The 20,381-nt window shown below is 68.7% G+C and carries 16 protein-coding genes and 1 tRNA gene; 8 read left to right on the plus strand and 9 right to left on the minus strand.

What is annotated here, in order from left to right:
* Positions 1–13: 13 nt before the first annotated feature.
* Both ABLE43_RS11125 and ABLE43_RS11130 read right to left on the minus strand, forming a co-directional pair.
* Positions 14–454: an Arm DNA-binding domain-containing protein gene (locus ABLE43_RS11125; RefSeq protein ID WP_348978577.1), complete on the minus strand. Its 441-nt coding sequence runs from the start codon at positions 452–454 to the stop codon at positions 14–16.
* A 178-nt stretch (positions 455–632) separates the two neighbouring features.
* Positions 633–719 (minus strand) — tRNA-Leu (locus tag ABLE43_RS11130).
* 149 nt (positions 720–868) lie between these two features.
* Between ABLE43_RS11130 and ABLE43_RS11135 the strand changes: the two genes are divergently transcribed.
* The 6 genes from ABLE43_RS11135 to gltB all read left to right on the plus strand — a co-directional run bounded on the left by ABLE43_RS11135 (position 869) and on the right by gltB (position 9,513).
* The gene (locus ABLE43_RS11135) at positions 869–1,822 is read left to right on the plus strand and encodes a complex I NDUFA9 subunit family protein (protein ID WP_348978578.1); all 954 of its coding nucleotides are present in this window, start codon (positions 869–871) and stop codon (positions 1,820–1,822) included.
* The gene (locus ABLE43_RS11140) at positions 1,823–2,620 is read left to right on the plus strand and encodes an undecaprenyl-diphosphate phosphatase (protein ID WP_348978579.1); all 798 of its coding nucleotides are present in this window, start codon (positions 1,823–1,825) and stop codon (positions 2,618–2,620) included.
* Between the two features lie 152 nt (positions 2,621–2,772).
* A complete protein-coding gene (locus ABLE43_RS11145; protein WP_348978580.1) occupies positions 2,773–4,218 on the plus strand; it encodes an NAD(P)-dependent oxidoreductase in 1,446 nt (481 codons plus the stop codon).
* A complete protein-coding gene (locus ABLE43_RS11150; protein ID WP_348978581.1) occupies positions 4,215–4,514 on the plus strand; it encodes a nucleotidyltransferase domain-containing protein in 300 nt (99 codons plus the stop codon). Before ABLE43_RS11145 ends, ABLE43_RS11150 begins: the two co-directional genes overlap by 4 nt.
* Positions 4,511–4,984 (plus strand): hypothetical protein, encoded by a 474-nt coding sequence (locus ABLE43_RS11155; RefSeq protein ID WP_348978582.1) that lies wholly within the window; start codon positions 4,511–4,513, stop codon positions 4,982–4,984. The genes ABLE43_RS11150 and ABLE43_RS11155 overlap by 4 nt, the downstream gene beginning before the upstream one ends.
* Entirely contained in the window at positions 4,981–9,513 is a 4,533-nt protein-coding gene (gene gltB / locus ABLE43_RS11160; RefSeq protein ID WP_348978583.1) for a glutamate synthase large subunit, read from the plus strand. The genes ABLE43_RS11155 and gltB overlap by 4 nt, the downstream gene beginning before the upstream one ends.
* A gap of 57 nt (positions 9,514–9,570) precedes the next feature.
* Here gltB and ABLE43_RS11165 read toward each other — a convergent pair whose 3' ends face one another.
* Both ABLE43_RS11165 and ABLE43_RS11170 read right to left on the minus strand, forming a co-directional pair.
* Positions 9,571–9,999 carry a DoxX family protein gene (locus ABLE43_RS11165; protein ID WP_348978584.1) on the minus strand — a complete coding sequence of 143 codons (429 nt, stop codon included), beginning with the start codon at positions 9,997–9,999 and terminating at the stop codon, positions 9,571–9,573.
* Positions 10,000–10,118: 119 nt separating this feature from the next.
* Entirely contained in the window at positions 10,119–10,688 is a 570-nt protein-coding gene (locus tag ABLE43_RS11170; RefSeq protein WP_348978585.1) for a hypothetical protein, read from the minus strand.
* A 45-nt stretch (positions 10,689–10,733) separates the two neighbouring features.
* On the opposite strand from ABLE43_RS11170, the gene ABLE43_RS11175 reads away from it, so the two are divergent.
* A complete protein-coding gene (locus ABLE43_RS11175; RefSeq protein WP_348978586.1) occupies positions 10,734–11,405 on the plus strand; it encodes a glutathione S-transferase family protein in 672 nt (223 codons plus the stop codon).
* A gap of 108 nt (positions 11,406–11,513) precedes the next feature.
* Here the strand turns inward: ABLE43_RS11175 and ABLE43_RS11180 are convergent, their stop codons facing one another.
* From ABLE43_RS11180 to ABLE43_RS11190, 3 genes are all read right to left on the minus strand, one after another.
* Positions 11,514–12,533 (minus strand): FecR family protein, encoded by a 1,020-nt coding sequence (locus ABLE43_RS11180; RefSeq protein WP_348978587.1) that lies wholly within the window; start codon positions 12,531–12,533, stop codon positions 11,514–11,516.
* 5 nt (positions 12,534–12,538) lie between these two features.
* Positions 12,539–13,030, minus strand: coding sequence for an RNA polymerase sigma factor (locus tag ABLE43_RS11185; RefSeq protein WP_348978588.1), 492 nt, complete (start codon positions 13,028–13,030; stop codon positions 12,539–12,541).
* A 153-nt stretch (positions 13,031–13,183) separates the two neighbouring features.
* On the minus strand, positions 13,184–15,910 hold the full coding sequence (locus ABLE43_RS11190) for a TonB-dependent receptor (RefSeq protein ID WP_348978589.1): 2,727 nt from the start codon (positions 15,908–15,910) through the stop codon (positions 13,184–13,186).
* A gap of 213 nt (positions 15,911–16,123) precedes the next feature.
* Here ABLE43_RS11190 and ABLE43_RS11195 point away from each other — a divergent pair, with 213 nt between their 5' ends.
* Positions 16,124–16,807: an acid phosphatase gene (locus tag ABLE43_RS11195; protein WP_348978590.1), complete on the plus strand. Its 684-nt coding sequence runs from the start codon at positions 16,124–16,126 to the stop codon at positions 16,805–16,807.
* On the opposite strand, the gene ABLE43_RS11200 is transcribed toward ABLE43_RS11195, so the two are convergent.
* Positions 16,791–19,481 (minus strand): TonB-dependent receptor, encoded by a 2,691-nt coding sequence (locus ABLE43_RS11200; protein ID WP_348978591.1) that lies wholly within the window; start codon positions 19,479–19,481, stop codon positions 16,791–16,793. The genes ABLE43_RS11195 and ABLE43_RS11200 overlap by 17 nt on opposite strands.
* Before the next feature lie 269 nt (positions 19,482–19,750).
* On the minus strand, positions 19,751–20,347 hold the full coding sequence (locus ABLE43_RS11205; RefSeq protein WP_348978592.1) for a helix-turn-helix domain-containing protein: 597 nt from the start codon (positions 20,345–20,347) through the stop codon (positions 19,751–19,753).
* Positions 20,348–20,381: the final 34 nt, after the last annotated feature.

A 20,381-nucleotide genomic window follows, 5' to 3' on the forward strand; every position in this document is an offset into this window, starting at 1 on the left:
GGCTACGCCCGCCCTACGCCGCAACCAGCGCGAACGGTGCGCCCGTCATACCCGTCACGCTGCTTGACGAAGGGGGTCCCTTTTGCACGCCGATAGGGGGTCCTTTTTGGACGCCGATTGACACGCACTTGGCGAGCCACTCGAGCGCGACCTCCTTGAAGGCCGTTGCCGTCGAGAATTTCGCGGTGACCTTGGCGCGCTTCTTCTCGAGAACCGGATCGAGCCCGGCGGCGATCGCCTTTTTCGCCTCGCGACATTTCTCGCGCGCATCGGCGAGCGAGATCGTCGGCCAGGGGCCGAGGTGAAGCGTCTTTTGCAGCCCGCCATAGCGGTAGCGGAAGCGCCACAGCTTCGAGCCACTGGTCTGGATGACGAGCACGAGGCCCTGTCCGTCGGCGAGATTGTAGGGCCTGGCCTTCGGCTTGGCGGAGGTAATCTTGAGTTGTGTCAGCATCATCGAGTTCCCGGTGTTCTCCGGGTCGATTCAGCAGTCACAAAATGAGCCTCTTTTTGTGACTCTTTTGCTGGAATCAGCTGGATCAACCCGGATGGTTGCCAGCGATCGTCGATGAAATTTTGCTTTGAAACCAGCTACTTGCTGGACGTCTCTGGACATTTCCAGAGAGAACAAATGGTGCCCAGAAGAGGACTCGAACCTCCACGACCTTGCGATCGCCAGCACCTGAAGCTGGTGCGTCTACCAATTCCGCCATCTGGGCACGGGGTAGGAGGGCGCCTCTACGGGGGGGCGGCGGGGGTGTCAACGGCTTTGTTGCGAATAATCGCGGTCCTTGCCGTTTTGCGCGCGGAACGGCATGGGGGAGGCGCGTCGAGACGGTCAGGCGTCCATGGGCAAGGGTCAGGCACGATGAAGAACCAGTTGATCACGCTGTTCGGGGGTGGCGGCTTCGTCGGCCGCTATGTCGCGCAGGAGCTGCTGAAGGCGGGCGCGCGCGTCCGCATCGCGCAGCGCGATCCGCGCCAGGCGCTGTATCTCAAGACGCAGGGCGGCCTTGGCCAGACCCAGTTCGTCGCCGCCGACCTGTCGCGGCCCGAGACGGTCGCGCGCGCGGTCGCGGGGTCGGACGCGGTGGTGAACCTCGTCGGCATCCTCGCGGGGGATTTCGACAAAGTGCATGTCGCGGGCGCGCGGACCGTCGCCGAAGCGGCGCGGGCGGCGGGGGCCAAGGCCTTCGTCCAGATCTCGGCGATCGGGGCCGATGCGCAGTCGCCGTCGGCCTATGGCCGGTCGAAGGCGGCGGGCGAGGAAGCGGTGCGCGCCGCCTTTCCGGACGCCACCATCCTGCGCCCCTCGATCGTGTTCGGGCGCGAGGACGGCTTCGTCAACCGCTTCGCGGGCATGATCGCCAGGGCACCCGCGCTGATCGGTCGCCCGATCGTGCCGGTGATGGCGGCGGGCACGAAGTTCCAGCCGCTCTATGTCGTCGATCTGGCGCAGGCGGTCGTCAAGGCGCTGGCCGATCCCGACCGCTTCGGGGGGCAGACCTTCACGGTCGGCGGGCCCGACGTGGTGTCGATGGGTGAACTCAACCGCTGGATCGCGCAGGCGCTGGGCCGCGACGTGCGCTTCGTCGAGGTGCCGGGCGAACTGGGCGGGCTGATCGCCGCGCTGCCGCTGACGCCGATCTCGAAGGACCAGTGGGCGATGCTGTCGCAGGACAATGTCGTGCCCGCCGGTGCCGCGGGGATCGAGGCGTTCGGCATCCGCCCGGTGCCGCTGGCGACGGTCGCCCCCGACTGGCTGGTGCAATATCGCAAGAGCGGGCGCTTCGGGCGCATCGCCGAGCTGAAGGGGGCGTAAGTGGACTGGATCACCTATGTCGTTCTCGGCATCATCGAGGGGCTGACCGAGTTCCTGCCGGTGTCGTCCACCGGCCACCTCATCCTCGCGGGCGAGATGTTCGGCTATACCGACGAGAGTTCGGTCGTGTTCAAGATCGCGATCCAGCTGGGCGCGATCCTCGCGGTGCTGGTCGCCTATCGCGCGCGCTTCACCGGGGTGGCGCTGGGGCTGACCCGCCTCGATCCCCAGGCGATCGCCTTCACCCGTAACATCCTGATCGGCTTCCTGCCCGCGATGGTGGCGGGCGCGCTGTTCTACGACGCGATCCGCGCGGTGATGCAGCGGCCCGCGATCGTCGCGACCGCGCTGGTGGTGGGCGGCGTGCTGATCCTGCTGATCGAGCGGATGGTGAAGCGGGTGCGCATCCATGCGGTGGAGGACATGAGCGTCGGCAACGCCGTATCGGTCGGCGCGATGCAGTGTCTGGCGATGCTGCCCGGCGTCAGCCGGTCGGGGGCGACGATCATGGGCGGGTTGCTGCTGGGCCTCGAGCGGCGGACGGCGGCGGAGTTCAGCTTCTTCCTCGCGGTGCCGACGATGATCGCGGCGACGGCCTATTCGCTGTACAAGGACCGCGCGCTGCTGACGTTCGACGACCTGACCGGCATCGCCATCGGCTTCGTCGCGGCGTTCGTCGTCGCGCTGCTGGTGGTCAAGGCGTTCGTGAAGGTGGTGGGGCGGTTCGGCTTCGCGCCGTTCGCATGGTATCGGATCGTGGTGGGATCGGCGGCGCTGATCTGGCTGGCGATGCGATAGGGCCGGATCGGACCTGTAATATCTCCTACATATCCAGACAAAGTTGAGACTGACTTGCAATTAGGGTAGTTAGGTCAGTACTGTTGACCATATCGGCAAAAGTTGCGTGACTCTCGGCCTGCAATATGCTTTCCGAACCGTCGGAGGGCATCATGGCCGAGCAAACGATGTTGAAGTTCGTCGCGCGTCCGCAGGCATATCCTGCCAAGCGCGACGCCGAACACCGCGCGGAAGACTTCCGCGAGATCGCCGAGCGCTACGCGCCACCGGCGGCCGAGGACCAGGCGGGGCGCTGCTCGCAATGCGGCGTGCCCTATTGCTCGGTGCACTGCCCGCTGCACAACCACATCCCCGACTGGCTGCGCCTGACCGCCGAGGGGCGGTTGCAGGAAGCGTATCAGCTGTCGAACAGCACCTCGACCATGCCCGAGATCTGCGGGCGCATCTGTCCGCAGGACCGGCTGTGCGAGGGCAACTGCGTCATCGAATTCTCCGGCCACGGCGCGGTCACGATCGGATCGGTCGAGAAGTTCATCACCGACACCGCATGGGAGAACGGCTGGGTCGAACCGGTCGCGGTCGGCCCGGCCCGTGGCCAGTCGGTCGGCATCGTTGGTGCGGGACCTGCGGGCCTGTCGGCGGCGGAATGGCTGCGCAACCTGGGCTATGAGGTCCATGTCTACGACCGCTACGACCGTGCGGGCGGGCTGCTGACCTACGGCATCCCCGGCTTCAAGCTGGAGAAGCCGGTGGTCATGCGCCGGGTCGAGCGCCTGAAGGAAGGCGGTATCGTCTTCCACGAAGGGTTCGAGGTCGGGCGCGACGCGACGCTCGACGAACTGCGCGCGAAGCATGACGCGATCCTGATCGCGACCGGCGTCTACAAGCCGCGTGCGATCAAGGCGCCCGGCATCGGCAGCGGCGGGGTGGTCGATGCGCTCGATTACCTGACCGCATCGAACAGGGTCGGCTTCGGCGATTCTGTGCCCGCGTTCGACGACGGGTCGCTCAACGCGGCGGGCAAGAACGTCGTCGTCGTCGGCGGCGGCGATACCGCGATGGACTGCGTGCGCACCGCGATCCGCCAGGGGGCGAAGTCGGTCAAGTGCCTCTACCGCCGCGACCGGGCGAACATGCCCGGATCGCAGCGCGAGGTGGCCAATGCCGAGGAGGAGGGCGTCGAGTTCGTCTGGCTCTCCGCCCCCGCCGCGTTCGACGACCGCGACGGACAGGTGGTGCAGGTGCGCGCGACGGGCATGCGCCTCGGCGCGCCCGACGCCTCGGGCCGCCGCGCGCCCGAGGCCGATCCCGGCAACGAATTCGTGCTCGACGCCGATCTGGTGGTGAAGGCGCTGGGCTTCGATGCCGAGGACCTGCCGACGCTGTTCGCCGCGCCCGAACTGGGCGTCACCCGCTGGGGCACGGTGCGCGTCGACGGCAAGTCGATGATGACCTCGCTCGACGGGGTGTTCGCCGCCGGGGACATCGTGCGCGGCGCATCGCTGGTGGTATGGGCGATCCGCGACGGGCGCGACGTGACTGAGCGGATGCACGCTTACCTCAAGGCCAAGGCCAGGGCGGGAAGGGTCGCGGCGTGAGGCTGAAGCCGGACGAGGTGCAGGCGATCAAGGCGGCGGCGCGCGAAGCGTTCGGCGAGGATGTCGTCGTGCGCCTGTTCGGCAGCCGGGTGCGCGACGACCTGCGCGGCGGCGACATCGACCTGCTGATCGAGGTCGACCCCGCGCTCGCCACCGAAACGCTGGCCGACCGGTTTCGCGACCGGCTGTTCGAGCGGATCGACGAGCAGAAGGTCGATGTCGTGTTCGCGCCGCGATCGGGCGAATGGTCCGATTTCGCCCGGATGGTCGCGCCGCAGGCGGTGGCGCTGCCGTGAGCGATACCGACGCGGTCCTGCGCGCGACGCTGCTGCGTTGCCGCCGCCTGTCGGACGGCATCGACGAACTGCGCCCGCTGCTGGCGGCGCATCTGCCGACCGATGCGACGGCGCTGGACGCGCTGCCGCTGGTCGAACGGATCGCATGCATAGCGCTGCTGAAGCGTGTCGAGCAGTTGCAGGATATGATCGCGCGGGCGGTCCGCCTTGTCGCTACCTGGGAATTGCTCGATACGGCGGCGATGACCCGGCGCGACATCGCGAACTGGATGGAAAAGAGCCGGTTCGTCGAGGATGCCGATCAGTGGGTCGATCTGACCCTGCTGCGCAACCGGCTGGTCCATGAATATCCGATCGACGAGGTGGAACAGGTCCGCCGCGTCAACCAGTGCTGGGACGCCGCGACGCAGTTGCAGTCGATCGTCGCAGCCATCGTCACCTATCTTTCCAGAAAAGGGTTTGCGGCATGACCGACATGACCTCCGAACGCCTCCGCCTCGCCGCCGAGGGCATGTACCGCCCCGAATATGAATCCGATGCCTGCGGCGTCGGCCTCGTCGCCGCGACCGACGGCAAGGCGTCGCGCCGCGTCGTGCAGTCGGCGATCGATGCGTTGCGCGCGGTGTGGCACCGCGGCGCGGTGGATGCCGACGGCAAGACCGGCGACGGGGCGGGCATCCATGTCGACCTGCCGCACCGCTTCTTCGACGATGCGATCGCCGCGTCGGGGCACAAGCCGCTCCATGCGCGGCTCGCGGTCGGCATGGTGTTCATGCCGCGCACCGATCTGGGCGCGCAGGAGACGTGCCGCACCCTCGTCGAATCGGAGATCATCGAGGCGGGCTGGTCGATCTACGGCTGGCGGCAGGTGCCGGTCGACGTGTCGGTCATCGGCATGAAGGCGCAGGCGACCCGGCCCGAGATCGAGCAGATCATGATCGCGGGCCCCGCGCCCGAGGACATGGACGAGGCCGAGTTCGAGAAGCACCTGTATCTGGTGCGCCGCCGGATCGAGAAGCGGATCATCGCCGCGCAGATCACCGGCTTCTACTTCTGTTCGCTGTCGTGCCGCTCGATCGTGTACAAGGGGCTGTTCCTCGCCGAATCGCTGTCGGACTTCTATCCCGACCTGACCGACGAGCGGTTCGAGTCGCGCGTCGCGATCTTTCACCAGCGCTATTCGACCAACACCTTCCCGCAATGGTGGCTGGCGCAGCCGTTCCGCTGCCTTGCGCACAACGGCGAGGTGAACACGATCCGCGGCAACAAGAACTGGATGCTCAGCCACGAGATCAAGATGGCGAGCATCGCGTTCGGCGAGCGTAGCGAGGACATCAAGCCGGTGATCCCGGCGGGCGCGTCGGACACGGCGGCGCTGGACGCGGTGTTCGAGACGATCTGCCGTTCGGGCCGCGATGCGCCGACCGCCAAGCTGATGCTGGTGCCGGAAGCATGGCAGGGCGCGGAGGACATGCCCCCGGCGCATGTCGCGATGTACGACTATCTCGCCAGCGTCATGGAGCCGTGGGACGGCCCCGCCGCACTCGCCATGACCGACGGCCGCTGGGCGGTCGCCGGGCTGGACCGCAACGCGCTCAGGCCGCTGCGCTATACGCTGACCGGCGACGGGCTGCTGATCGTCGGGTCGGAGGCGGGCATGGTGCCGGTCTCCGAGGCGACGGTGGTGGAAAAAGGGCGTCTGGGGCCGGGCGAGATGCTCGCGGTCGATCTGGGCGAGGGCAGGCTCTACAAGGACCGCGCGATCAAGGACAAGATCGCCGCCGAGGCGGACTATGCCGCCATGACCGCGCGCTTCCTGACGATCGACGACCTGCCGGCCCCGTCCGAGGCGCCGCTGCGCTACGACCGCGCCGAACTCGCGCGGCGGCAGGTGTGCGCCGGGCAGACGCTGGAGGACATGGAACTGATCCTGTCGCCGATGGTCGAGGGGGCCAAGGAAGCGATCGGGTCGATGGGCGACGACACGCCGCTGGCGGTCATCTCCGACAAGCCGCGGCTCATCAGCCATTTCTTCCGCCAGAATTTCTCGCAGGTGACGAACCCGCCGATCGATTCGCTGCGCGAGCGCCACGTCATGTCGCTCAAGACGCGCTTCGGCAATCTCGCCAACATCCTCGACACCGGCGACCGGGCGAGCGCGGTGCTGGTGCTCGGCAGCCCGGTGCTGACCAACGGCGACTGGCTGCGCCTCAAGGCGCATTTCGGCGCCCAGGCGGCGGAGATCGACTGCACCTTCCCGGCGGGCGAGGGCCCGGAGGCGCTGCGCGCCGCCATCGCCCGCATCCGCGCACAGGCCGAACAGGCGGTGCGCGAGGGCCGCAGCGAGCTGTTCCTGACCGACGAGCATCTGGATGCGACCAAGGTGCCGATCGCGGGCGTGCTCGCCGCCGCCGCCGTGCACACGCATCTGGTCCGCAAGGGGCTGCGCTCCTATGCCTCGATCAACGTGCGCTCGTCGGAGTGCCTCGACACCCATTATTATGCGGTGCTGATCGGCGTCGGCGCGACCACGGTGAACGCCTATCTGGCCGAGGCGGCGATCGCCGATCGCCATGCGCGCGGGCTTTTCGGCGACATCAGCATGGACGAGGCGCTCAAGCGCCACCGCACCGCGATCGACGAGGGGCTGCTCAAGATCCTGTCGAAGATGGGGATCGCGGTGATCTCCAGCTATCGCGGCGGCTATAATTTCGAGGCGGTGGGCCTGAGCCGCGCGCTGGTCAACGACTTCTTCCCCGGCATGCCCGCCAAGATCTCGGGCGAGGGCTATCACTCGCTCCACGTCAACGCGACGCAGCGGCACGAGGCGGCGTTCGACAACGCGGTGGCGACCCTGCCGATCGGCGGCTTCTACCGCCAGCGCAGCGGCGGCGAGGCGCATGCCTATTCGGCGCAGCTGATGCACCTGTTGCAGACCGCGGTCGCGACCGACAGCTATTCGACCTATATGCAGTTCTCGCGCGGGGTGCGCGACCTGCCGCCGGTCTATCTGCGCGACGTGCTCGAGTTCAACTTCCCCGAGCAGGGCGTGCCGATCGATCAGGTCGAGGCGATCACCGAGATCCGCAAGCGCTTCGTGACGCCGGGCATGTCGCTGGGCGCACTCAGCCCCGAGGCGCATGAGACGCTGGCGATCGCGATGAACCGCATCGGCGCCAAGGCGGTATCGGGCGAGGGCGGCGAGGATTCGATCCGCTATCAGCCGTACGAGAACGGCGACAACGGCAATTCGGTCATCAAGCAGGTGGCTTCGGGCCGCTTCGGCGTCACCGCCGAATATCTCAACGCCTGCGACGAGATCGAGATCAAGGTCGCGCAAGGGGCCAAGCCCGGCGAAGGCGGGCAGCTGCCCGGATTCAAGGTGACCGAGTTCATCGCGAAGCTGCGCCATGCGACGCCGGGCGTCACGCTCATCTCGCCCCCGCCGCACCACGACATCTATTCGATCGAGGATCTGGCGCAGCTCATCTACGACCTGAAGCAGATCAACCCGCGCGCCCGCGTCTGCGTGAAGCTGGTGTCGTCGGCGGGCATCGGCACCGTCGCGGCGGGCGTGGCGAAGGCGCATGCCGATGTCATCCTCGTATCGGGCCATGTCGGCGGGACCGGCGCGTCCCCGCAGACCTCGATCAAATACGCGGGCACGCCGTGGGAAATGGGGCTGAGCGAGGTCAACCAGACGCTCACCCTGAACGGCCTGCGCGGACGGGTGGTGCTGCGCACCGACGGCGGGCTCAAGACCGGGCGCGACATCGTCGCCGCCGCGATCCTGGGGGCCGAGGAGTTCGGCATCGGCACGCTGTCGCTGGTGGCGATGGGCTGCATCATGGTGCGCCAGTGCCACAGCAACACCTGCCCGGTCGGCGTGTGCGTGCAGGACGAGCGGCTGCGCGCCAAGTTCACCGGCACGCCGGAGAAGGTCATCAACCTGATGACCTTCATCGCCGAGGAAGTGCGCGAGATCCTGTCGCGCCTCGGCGTCCGCAGCCTGAACGACGTGGTCGGGCGCACCGAATTCCTGCGCCAGGTCAGCCGCGGGGCGGAGCATCTCGACGATCTCGATCTCAACCCGATCCTCGCCAAGGTCGATGCGACCGAGAGCGAGCGGCGCTTCAGCCTGTCGACCTTCCGCAACGAGGTGCCCGACAGTCTCGACGCGCAGATGATCAAGGATGCGGCGGCGGTCTTCTCGCGCGGCGAGAAGATGCAGCTGACCTATTCGGTGCGCAACACCCACCGTGCGGTCGGCACCCGCCTGTCGAGCGAGATCACGCGGAAGTTCGGCATGTCGAAGCTGGCCGACGGCCATGTCACCGTCCGCCTGCGCGGCTCCGCCGGGCAGAGCCTCGGCGCGTTCCTGTGCAAGGGGCTGAAGCTGGAGGTGTTCGGCGACGCCAACGACTATGTCGGCAAGGGGCTGTCGGGCGGTACCATCGTGGTGCGGCCGATGGTGTCGTCGCCGCTGAAGAGCCATGAAAATACGATCGTCGGCAACACCGTGCTGTACGGCGCGACCTCTGGCCGGCTGTTCGCCGCGGGCCAGGCGGGCGAGCGCTTCGCGGTGCGCAATTCGGGCGCGACCGTGGTGGTCGAGGGCTGCGGCGCCAACGGCTGCGAATATATGACCGGCGGCGTCGCGGTGGTGCTGGGGCGCACCGGCACCAATTTCGGCGCGGGCATGACCGGCGGCATGGCGTTCGTGTACGATCACGACGCCAGCTTCGAGCGGCATTACAATCCGGAGAGCATCACCCTCCACCGCATCGGCTCGGCGCATTGGGAAGCGGTGCTGCGCGACCTGGTCGAACAACACCATGCCGCGACCGACAGCCGCTGGTCGGGCGCGATCCTCGAGGATTGGGAGCGGGCAAAGGCGCGCTTCTGGCAGGTGGTGCCCAAGGAAATGCTCACCCGGCTGCCGCACCAGCTGCTCGACGATGCGGCGGGCGAGCCGGGGCAGGCGGTGGCGGCGGCCTGACCGGACACCGCCCGGCGGCCCTTTCCGATCGGAAGGGGCCGCCGGATGGAACGGCGGTTACGCCGCGCGGCGCTGCCGCACCGGGGCGGCGATCGCGCTGCGCGACGGCAGCATCTCGGGCTCGCGGCTGATCCGTCCGCGCAGCCACAGCCCGGCCCATGCCGCCACGCCGATCGTGATGCACAGGAGCTGCGGCCCCGACCCGATCTCGCCCAGCCGCAGGTGCGTGGCGATCGCGCCCCCGGTGAAGCCCGCGATCAGGATCGCGCCCAGCACCGCCGTCTGCGGCAGCGCATAGAGCAGCGCGCACAGGATCGCGATGCCGCCGATCACCGGCGCCAGTTCGACCGGCCAGCCGCTGCTCGCCATCTCGGCTGCGACCAGCGACGGCTGGAACAGCTGGACCGCGCCGTCGGCGAACAGGGTCAATACGACAAGGCCACTCAACAACTGGCCGATTCGGCGCAACGGGGACGACGCGGACATCGATATTCTCTCCAAGGGGTGCCAGTTGCTGGCATGAGGTACGCAACGCCGGCGCGGCAATACGACGCCATCCCCCGGACCGATCGACGCGCTGTTACGTCGCCGATCGCGCAGCTATATTATCGTGCGATCGCATCTTTTGTCGAGCGCCGACGTACCGCCGCCCAGCCGAACAGGACGTAGAGCGACAGCGCGCGCCACCCGCCGTCCACCGCATGAAGATAGCCGACCCCCACCGCGACCAGCAGCAGCGCGACGACCGCCGCCGTCCGCGCGGGCAGGCTGCGTCCCAGCAGCACGATGCCGGTCAGCGTGCCCGCCGCCGCCTGCATCCCCAGCCACGCATAGGACGCGCCCGCGCCGATCGATCCGGCGCCCGGCAGCTTGACGGTCGCGAAGCCGCGCATGGCCTGGGGGAAGCAATCGGCGGCGAGATGCAGCGCGATCCCGATCGCCAGCCCCGCCGTGACCGGGCGCTTCGCCCCCAGCCCCCACAGGATCGCCGGCGGCAGCAGCGAATGGGTCAGCGCGCTGCGATGGCCGATCGGCAGCAGCAGGTCGAGATCGGGCAATGTCGTGCCCGCGATCCCCGCCAGCACCGCGGCCGCGCCCTGCACCCACGGCCGCGCGCCCGCCCGCGCCAGTGCCAGCGCCGCCAGCAGCCACCCGAGCGAGGTCAGCAATCCCACACGAACCCCCTTCCGCCCGGCCACGCCGCCGCCTAACACGGGGCCATGTGGCAGCTTCTGCAATTCCCGCTATGTCCTTTCTCGCGAAAGGTCCGCCTGCTGCTGGCCGAAAAGAGCATCGGCTACCAGCCGGTCCGCGAATCGCCCTGGGCGCGGCGCGACGAATTCCTCCACATCAACCCCGCCGGACAGACGCCGGTGATGATCGACGAGGAAGCGGGCATCCGCCTGATCGATTCGATGGCGATCTGCGAATTCATCGAGGAGACGGGCGACAAGCCCGCGATGCTCAACGGCAGCGCCGCCGACCGCGCCGAACAGCGGCGGCTGGTGACGTGGTTCGACACGCAATTCTACCGCGAGATCACCGGCCCGCTGCTGATGGAGCGGATGGAGAAGCGCATCGTCCACCGCCAGTCGCCCGACACCCGCGCGCTGCGCGAGGCGATGAAGGCGGCGGTCGAGCATCTCGACTATATCGATTACCTGCTCGATCACCGGCAATGGCTGGGCGGTTCGACGATGAGCCTCGCCGATCTGGCGGCGGCGGCGCAGATCTCGATCGCCGACTATCTGGGCGGGATCGACTTCAAGACCCACGACCTCGCCAAGCGCTGGTACGTCGGCATGAAGAGCCGCCCGAGCTTCCGCCCGCTGCTGGCGGAACGGATGGAGGGCGTGCCGCCGCCCGCGGATTACGAGAAGCTGGACGTTTAGGGTCTGATGCGTTCAAGCATATCACATCAGACCCGCACCACCGGATGCCTTGGATCGAGCACCTGATCCGACCGGGATCGAGAGTTGCTCAGGCCCCATCCGCCTCGTTCATTTCCCGCCGTCGGTTCCATGCGGCGCGCAGCGGGGGTAGCGATCGGAGGCAAGGCACAGCGCGCCCCGGTCCGGCACGACACGCAGGTCGTACAGCGATGCGATGAGCCGCAACGACTGGCCGGACCCGTCGAGGCGGAAGCGACCGGTGATCGGCAGCGTGCCCAGTGCCGGATCGGCGAGCCGGATCGGTACGACGCTGTAGCGCTGAAGCCGGGTCAGCGCGGTTGCCAGCGGGATGGCGTCGCCGTCCAGCCAGCGGTCGCGCCACGCCGTGCGATCGGTATCGCCGATCATGCGCAGGGTGATGCCGTCCGCCCCGATCCGGGCATAGCGGCCCGCATCGACCACCACCGGCGCCTGTCCGGGCACGTCGAGGCGGACCCGCCCGCGAAAGACCCGCAATTCGCTGCTGCCCGTCAGGCGCTCGGCGCTGAAGACGGTGCCGAGCGCGGTCATCGTCGTATCGCCCACATGAACGCGAAACGGACGATCGGCGTCGTGCCGCACGTCGAACCGCGCCGCTCCCTCGGCCAGTGACAGGTCGCGGGTACCACCGAAGGCGATCGCAACCCGCGACGCCGCGTCGAGCGTCATTTGCGACCCGTCGGGCAGCGCGATCGTGCGCGGTTGTGCGACGGCGCTGGCATATTCCTGCTGCCGGGTGGGGGCGGGAGCGACCATGCGCCAGCCGGTCGGCGCGAGCAGGAGCGCGGCGACACCGGCCGCGACGGCCATGGCGGAACGACGCACGCGGCGAGCGACGGTGATGGACCGCCGAACGGTTCTGCGGACAGCGGGCGGGGGCGGGGGCGGGGGCGGGGGCGGGGCGGGTTCGCACGCGGCGGCATCGAACAGCGCGGGATCGGCCAGCAACCGGCGGAACCGGTCGAACGCCGCGACATGCGCGGGCGATCGGGCCAGCCATGCGTGCAGCTCGGCCCGACCGGCGGCGTCCAGTTGCTCGACACGCTCGGCCCGGTCGGCGGCCTCGGCGATGACGGAATCGTCGGCCATGCGCCTCACCGTCCCCGGTCCAGCACGTCGGCGACATCGGCAAGGTCGATCATGGCGCGGACGAGATGCTTCTTCACCGCCTCGATCCCCAGTCCGAGTTCCTCGGCGATCTCCCCGCGCGACTTGCCCTCGACATGGCGTTTGACGAACACCGTCCGCCGCTGCGGGGGCAGGGTGGCCAGCACCGCCTCGAACCGGGTGAACCGCTGGCGATAGTCGAGCGTCGCGTCGGGCAGCGGTGCGTCGCACGCCAGATCGGGGTCGATCGGTTCATACCGGCGGGTACCGCTCCGCGCGGTGGCATAGACGACCGAATCCGTCACCCGGAACGCATAGGCCAGCGGTTGCTCGATCGTCTGACGCCGATCCTGTTCGATGACGCGCAGCATCGTTTCCTGCACCACTTCCTCTGCCTGTGCGGGATCGCGCAGCCGCTTGCGGGCATAGGCGAGCAGCCGGGCATAGCCCGCCGTCAGCGCCGTCGCCGTGTCGTTCACGCGCGCGTCCCCCGGCCGTAGAGCGGGCACGGCCGGAATCGGGGACAGGGGTGGCGGGATGCGTGCGGCACGCCGGTCTTGTATCGCCTCGCAGGTCATGGGCAATTTGAAACGGCGGGGTCGCGCCGCATGCGCCGCGACCCCGCCTTTGGGTCAGAAGGTGACGCGGATCCCGCCCAATACGGTCGCGCCCGAATGGGTCGAGACGTACAGCCGCCTCGTCGAGTCCGAATACTGCCGTTCGCGCACGTCGGTCAGGTTGATTCCGTCAAGGGTCAACTGCACGCGCCGCAGGATGCTGTAGCGGGCCGAGAAGTCGACATAGAGCGTGCCTTCATAGCCGGTCACGTCCTGATCCTTGCCGAACGCGCTCTGCACCGGCGACGCGCTGAAGACATAGGGGCTGCGATAATTGCCCGACACGCGCGCGTTGAAGCGGGCGTCCTGATAGTACAGCGTCACGTTGGCGTTGACGCGGCTCAGCCCCTCCAGCGTGGTGCGCGTGCTGCCAGGGATGATCGTCGCATAGTCGAACGTGCTGTCGATCAGCGTCAGGTTGAGCACCGTGCCGAACCGGTCGAACGGCGCGGGTAGGAAGGTGAAGTCGCTCTGTCCCGACAGTTCGAGGCCGGTGATGTCGGTCCTGCCGATGTTCACCGGGCGCGAGAAGGACGTGACGTTGGTCGCATCGGTCAGCCCCGGCAGGATGCCGGTCGGCAGGCCGGTCGTCGAATAGGGGACGTTGTTGACCGTGCGGTTGGTGATGAACCCGTCGAGCGTCTTGTGGAACAGCGCGGCGGCGACATAGCCGACCTTGCCGAAATAGCGTTCGATCGACAGGTCGAGATCGGTGGACGTGTAGGGCTGCAGGTTCGGGTTGCCGATCGAGACGGTGACTTCGCCGTTGTCGCGCCCGACGGTGCCGTTGACCGCCAGCGTGCCGAGGCCGGGGCGGTTGATGTTGCGCGCGGCGGCGGCGCGCACGATCAGCCCGCGCGCCGGTTCCAGCACCAGGTTCATCGCGGGCAGGACGCCGTCATAATCGCCCTCCACCGTCACCTGCCCGACGTTGGCGACGCCGGTCGAGGTCACGCCGGTGCGGTAATAGCGGAAGCCCGCGTTGCCGCGGAACGGCACGCTGCCGATCTGCTGGTCCCAGTCATACTGGACGAAGGCGGCGGTGGTGCGCTCCTCCACGGTGAACACGTTCAGCCGCGCGGTCAGATAGTCGTTGCGGTTGAGGTTCAGCGTCTGCAACGCCTTCGCATAATCGACGACGGTCCAGTCCTGCCCCGGATAGTCGCGATAGGTGCGGGCATAGGCGGCGATGTCCGAACTGACCTTGCCCGAGCGGAATTCGGGCAGCAGGATGTTGTCGACACCCTGACCGTAGCCGTCGTTCCCGAACCGGCGCCATTCGCCGCCGACGGTGAAGGTGCCGCCGGGCAGCGCTTCCCATGCCAGCGCGGCCTTCGCATTGTCGAACGCCGAATTCTGGTACGCCGCGCCGATGTTGATGTTGCGCGCGTGCCAGCGCGAGGCGTCGGCGGTGTCGTACTTGTAGGTGTTGACCAGCGAATAGGTGCCGCCGCGATAGTCGGAGATCACGTCGCCATAGGTTTCGAGGTAGAATTTGTCGCTGACGGGAATGGCATAGCGCGACCGCTCGACCCCGCCCAGCGCGGTCAGCTTCAGCCCCGGCGCGACCCCGGCATCGCCGCTCAGCACCAGTTGCCGGAAGACGTTCTTCGTCTCCTGCGTGCGCGTCTCGGTCGCGGTGTTGGCACCGCTGACGTCGAGGTACACGACCTCGCGCTGGTGGTTGTACCGGAGCGCGTTGATCGTGGAGTTGGGATAGGTGACCCCGGCGAAGGTGCCGCCGCCGCCCAGCCACGTCGATCCGCCGCCGCCGCGCGAGGCGAGGTGGGTCTCGAAGCGGTCGCCGCTGAATTCACCGTACAGGGCGTCGAGGGTCAGCGTGGCATCGGCCATCGGCTTCCACTGGACCGACCCGGTCAGCCCGATGCGCTCCTGCGTGCTGTCCCACACCGAAAGGCGGTTGCCGCGCGCGAAGCGCAGCGTGCCCGAACGGACCGCCGCCTGATCCTCCGCCGACAGTTTCGAGATGTTGCTGCCGGTCGCGTTGTTCAGCCGCCAGCGATAGGTGTCGAACCCTTCCTCGCGCGTCTGGCGGCGGCTGTAGGCGCCGGACAGCAGAATGCCGACATCGCCCCAGTTCTGCGACACGAGCGCCGTGAAGCGCGGCTGCACGTCGCCGGTCAGACTGTTGGTGCCAAGCTGCCCGCCGATCGCGGCGCGGAAGCCCTTGTTGTCGAACGGACGCGCGCCGAACAGCCCGACGGTACCGGCCAGCCCGCCTTCGGTCTGGTCGGCGCTATAGGATTTGCGCACGTCGACCCGGCTGAACAGTTCGGCGGCGAACAGGTTGAAATCGAACGCGCGATCGCGGGTGGTCTGCCCCCGGCTGTCCTGCGGGGAGTCGACGTTGCCGAGCACCTCCATGCCGTTCAGTTGCACCCGCGCGAAATCGGGGCCGAGCCCGCGCAGGCTGATGCGGCGACCTTCACCCGCCTCGCGATTGATCGCGACGCCGGGCAGGCGCTGCAACGCTTCGGCGAGGTTCAGGTCGGGAAAGGCGGCGATGTCGGTCGCGGCGATCGAATCCTGGATGCCGGTCGCGCGGCGTTTGATATCGCGCGCCTGTTCGAGACCGGTGCGATAGCCGCTGACGACGATCTCGCCATCGTCGGCGGCCTCGGTGGCGGGCGTCGGTGCCTGAGTCTGCGTCTGCGCCAACGCGGGCCGGGCGCACAGGATCAGGGCGGTGGATGCCATCCACCACCAACGGTTGCTCGTCATGAAACTTCCCCAATAATCCCCGGTATCGCTCGTCATCGAACGACTGGTGGCGAAGAACATCGGCCGGGGTCAGCGGGGACAAAAAGATTTGTAAAACTTTTGTGACGATTGTTTCAGTTATGTGACCCAAGCCTGATGGGAATATGATGATTGAATGTTGTCCCCGTACATGAAGCAGCTATCTCTACCCGTAATGAACGGGGGTAGAATTATATGACGGGTAGTATGTTGCTGACGATGCTGGTGATCCAGTCCGGGTATCTGGCACCCGCCGAACGACCCGATCTGACGACGATCCTGCCCGGCCCGCCCGCCGTGGACAGCGCGCGGGCGCAGGCCGATGCGCGCGTTTTCGCACAGGAGCGCGGGGCGGTGGACGACGATCGCTGGCGACGGGCGGCGGCGGACGTGTCGTCGGACCTGCCCGCGCGCTTCGCGGATGCCCTCGGCTTCCGCCTCGATCTGGCACGGTTGCCCGCGACGCGGCGGCTGCTCGACCGCTTCGGCGCGGACCGGTCGGCGGCGGTCGGCGCGGCCAAGACGCACTGGCAGTCGCGCCGCCCGTTCGTGGGCAACGGCGCGCCGCTCTGCGAACCGCGCACGCCCGCGCTGGCGGCGAACGGCGATTATCCCTCGGGCCATACCGCGCATGGCTGGGCATTCGCGCTGCTGATGGCCGAGCTGCTGCCCGACCGGGCGGACGCGATCCTCGCGCGCGGGCGCGACTATGGGCAGAGCCGCTGGATCTGCGGATCGCACTCGTGGAGCGCGGTGGAGGGCGGCTATCTCGCCGCCGCCGCGATCGTCGCGCGCGCGCACGCCGATCCCGCGTTCCGCGCGGACATGGCGCGCGCGGCACGCGAACTCGCCCGCTACCGGGTCAGAAGCGCCAGGTGACGCCCGCCTCGACGATCCGGCCCTGCTGCGCCCGTCCGACGAAGACCGGGGTGGCGGGCGCACGCACCTCGCCGCCGATCGCGTCGCCCTGCATGACGGCGATGGCATCGAGCACATTGGTCGCGGCGAGGCGCAGCGTCATCCCGTCGCGCACCTGCCAGCGCACGCCGAGGTCGAGGATCGCGAAGGGCGGGAGCGCCAGCGTGTTCGCATCATCGGCAAAGCGCCGCCCCATGGCGGTAACGTCGAGGTCCAGCGTCAGTGGTGTCTGCGGCACCGTCCCGCTCAGTGACAGTCGCGCCATCGCGCGCGGCACCCGGCGCGGTATCCGACCGCTCAGGTCGCTGCGCACCGGCACGCCGTCGATCCGTTCGTCGATGCGATAGTCGCCGAGCCGGGGATCCTGCACGGTGGCGGCAAGGTCGACGGCGAGCGCGGAGCCGACCCGCCAGCGGGCATCGATCTCGACACCCAGCGTGCGGGCGAAGGCTTCGGTCCGGGCGGGCACGATCGCGCCGGTCTGCGGATCGATCGCCAGCGTCTCCAGCCCGATCTGCCCGAAGCGGCTGGCGAAGAGGGTCGCATCGAGCGATACCGCGCCGGTGCGCCACAACAGCCCCAGCTCCCGCTGGTCGACATGGGTCGCGCGCGGTGCGGCAAGGCCGGTGCGGAACACCCCCGGATCGGGCAGGCGGCTGGCGCGGGTCGTGCGGGCGAACAGGCCGAGGGCGGGGGTGGGGCGCCAGTGCAGCGCCGCCGTTGCGCTGCCCGCCGCGACCCGTGCCTGCGCGGGGCGCGACCGACCCGATGGTACCGCCAGCGCATCGTCGGCCAATGTCGCGGGATCGCCGCCGTCGATCCGCCGCGGCTGACCGACCATCGCGTCGATCGCCAGCGCCTCGACCCGGACCCCGGTGTCGATCCGCAGCCGCTCGGTGAGGTTCCATTCGTCGGCGGCATGGAGCGCAGCCATGCGCTGCCGCGCGTCGATCGTCTCATGGGTGGTGCCGCGACTGAGGAAGCCCCGGTCCGTCAGGCTGCCGACGACCCGCCGACCGGCGTCGAGCGCGACCAGATCGAGGAGGCGGCCTTGTCCACGCGCCTCGATCAGCGCCCGCGCGACCGCCCGGTCGAAACGCCAGCGATAGGTGACGCCATAGAGGCCCAGCGTCACGTCGTGCCGCCCGGCAAGGTCGAACACCCGCGCGGCGGTGAGGTCGCCGATCGCCTCGCTCAGGCGGACGTCGGCGGCGACCGGGTTGACCGTCTCGACCAGGTCGTTCCCGGCGAGGGGCGCAAAGGCGCTGCCGTCCACCGCGCGCCGTACCGCGACCTGCGCCAGGGTCGGAAAGGCGGCGGCAAGGCGCGGCGTCGCCCCGTCGATCGCCGCCTGCGCGCGGACCGGTGCCCCCGAGGTGGAGATCGCATAGCGGTGCGTCCGCGACCGCCGGGCGCGCAGCCGCCCGGTCACGCGCCATTCGCCGACCGGCATCGCCAGCGTCGCCGTGGCCGCGAACAGCCGGTTGCGGTTGTTACGCGCCACGGGCCGCACCCCGGCGGCGGCGAACGCCACCTGCGCCAGATCGGGTCCGAACCATGAATCCCGGCGCGGATCGAACCCCGGCAGCGGCGCGACGCCCGACCCGGTCCGCCGCAGCGGAAAGGACGAGATGTTCAGCGTGTCGTCGTCGAGCATCCGCGCGCTCAGCGTCAGGCGCCCGTCGCCCCCAACCGGCCGTTCGGCCCGGACCCGTGCCTGCCATCCGCCCAGCGTCGCGGCGATCCGCCGCACGCCGGGATCGCGGGTGACGCCGCCGCCCACGATCGCGCGCCATGCCCCGATCGCGCCGCTGCGATAGCCCTCGACGCGCGCCAGCCCGCGATCGCTCAGCGTGATCCGCGCGGCGCCGCCGGTCGCGTCCGGCGACCGCGTGCGCAGGTTCAGGATACCGCCCGGCGCGTTGCTGGCATGGATCGACGACGGGCCGCCGCGAACATAATCGGCGCTGTCGATCATTAGGTCGGGGCGGACGAACTGGTCGATGTCGCTCCATGGCAGCGTGTCGTGCTGTACCGGCAGCCCGTCCTCCTGCACCGCCAGTGCCTGATACCCGTCGAGCGGCAGCCCGCGCACCCGGACGGTGTTCGCGGCGGTGCCCGCCGACGGATCGACCCAGAGGCCCGGCACGGCGGCGAGCATGTCGGCCAGCGCGTCGGGCTGTCGCCGCGCCAGCGCCGCCGCATCGATGTGGGTGGCCGAATAGCTGCGGGTCTGCGCGGGACGCGACGTGATCCCCCGCCGTCCGGTCACGACGATGTCGGGCGGTGGCGATCCCGGCGGATCGACGGTCGCGGGGGGTGCGACCGACCGCGCCCGCCTTGCCGCCACGCGATGCCGCGCGCGTACGACGATACCGTCCGGGCCATGACGACAGTCGAGCCCCGCACCGCCGCACCAGCGTTCCAGCGCCGTCCGCAGCGGCATCCGCCCCTTCAGGGCGGGACCGTTCCGCCCGACCAGATCGCCCGGCCGCGCGACCAGCGGCACGCCCGCAAGCTGCGCGATGGTCCGCAGCCCGGCCCCGGCCGGACCGGCGGGAAGATCGAATGCGATGGCCGGTTCCCGACCGGGCGTCGCGGCGATCGACAGCGCCGACAGCACCGCCGCCGCCACCCTTCCCGATCGTCCACCCCATGCCATGCCGCCGGAGCGGATAGGCCCGTATCGTTACACCGCGACGACGATCTGCCGCGCGGCAGTCGCAACGGCGTGTCCGGCAGTATCGGTGAGACGGTCGTGAACGGCATCAACGAAGCGTCCGAACCGGGACCGGCCGACCACTATCGCCAATATCCGGATATGGGTCGGCGCCGACGGCGCCCCGGACGTGCGTAAACGGGTTTCGCGCCATCCTTCGCCTGATCGGCGAATGCTATTCTCCGCTATTCCTGTCGGAACAGGCTGGGGGTGCCGGTGTAGAGCAGGATCGCCGGTGCATCGGACCTGTTCGCGATCGAATGCGACAGGCGGGCATCGAAGTGCATGCTGTCGCCCGGCCCGAGGATCGTTTCCACATCCCCCGCGACCGCATGAAGTTCGCCCTTGATGACGTAGCGGAAGATTTCCCCGTTTCGCTGGTCGGTGCGGAACGCATAACCCGGCGGAATGTGGATCAGCATGGCATCCATCCGCCGCCCTTCGAAATCGGACGACAGGCTATGGTAGACTACGGAGGAGTCCGCCTGAATCCGTCGCGGTTGATCGGCGCGCGCGACGATCGCGTCGCTGTGCGGGATCGTCATGAAATAGCTGATGTCGACGTCCATCGCCTTCGCCAGCGCCAGTAGCGACCACAGCGACGGCACGCTCAGGTTGCGCTCCGCCTGGGAAATGAACGGTGCCGACAGTCCGGATCGGGTCGCCAGTTCCTGCAGCGTCAATCCCATCGTCTTGCGGCGCGCCTTGATGCGCTCGCCGATCGGCAGCGTCGGCTTTTCGGTCGCCGACCATGGGATTTCCTCGGAACCGACTTCTTTCATTTCAATCGCTTGCCCGCTGATGACCGCAACAACG

This window comes from Sphingomonas silueang (assembly GCF_040049155.1).
In the GTDB taxonomy this organism is placed as follows: domain Bacteria; phylum Pseudomonadota; class Alphaproteobacteria; order Sphingomonadales; family Sphingomonadaceae; genus Sphingomonas; species Sphingomonas silueang.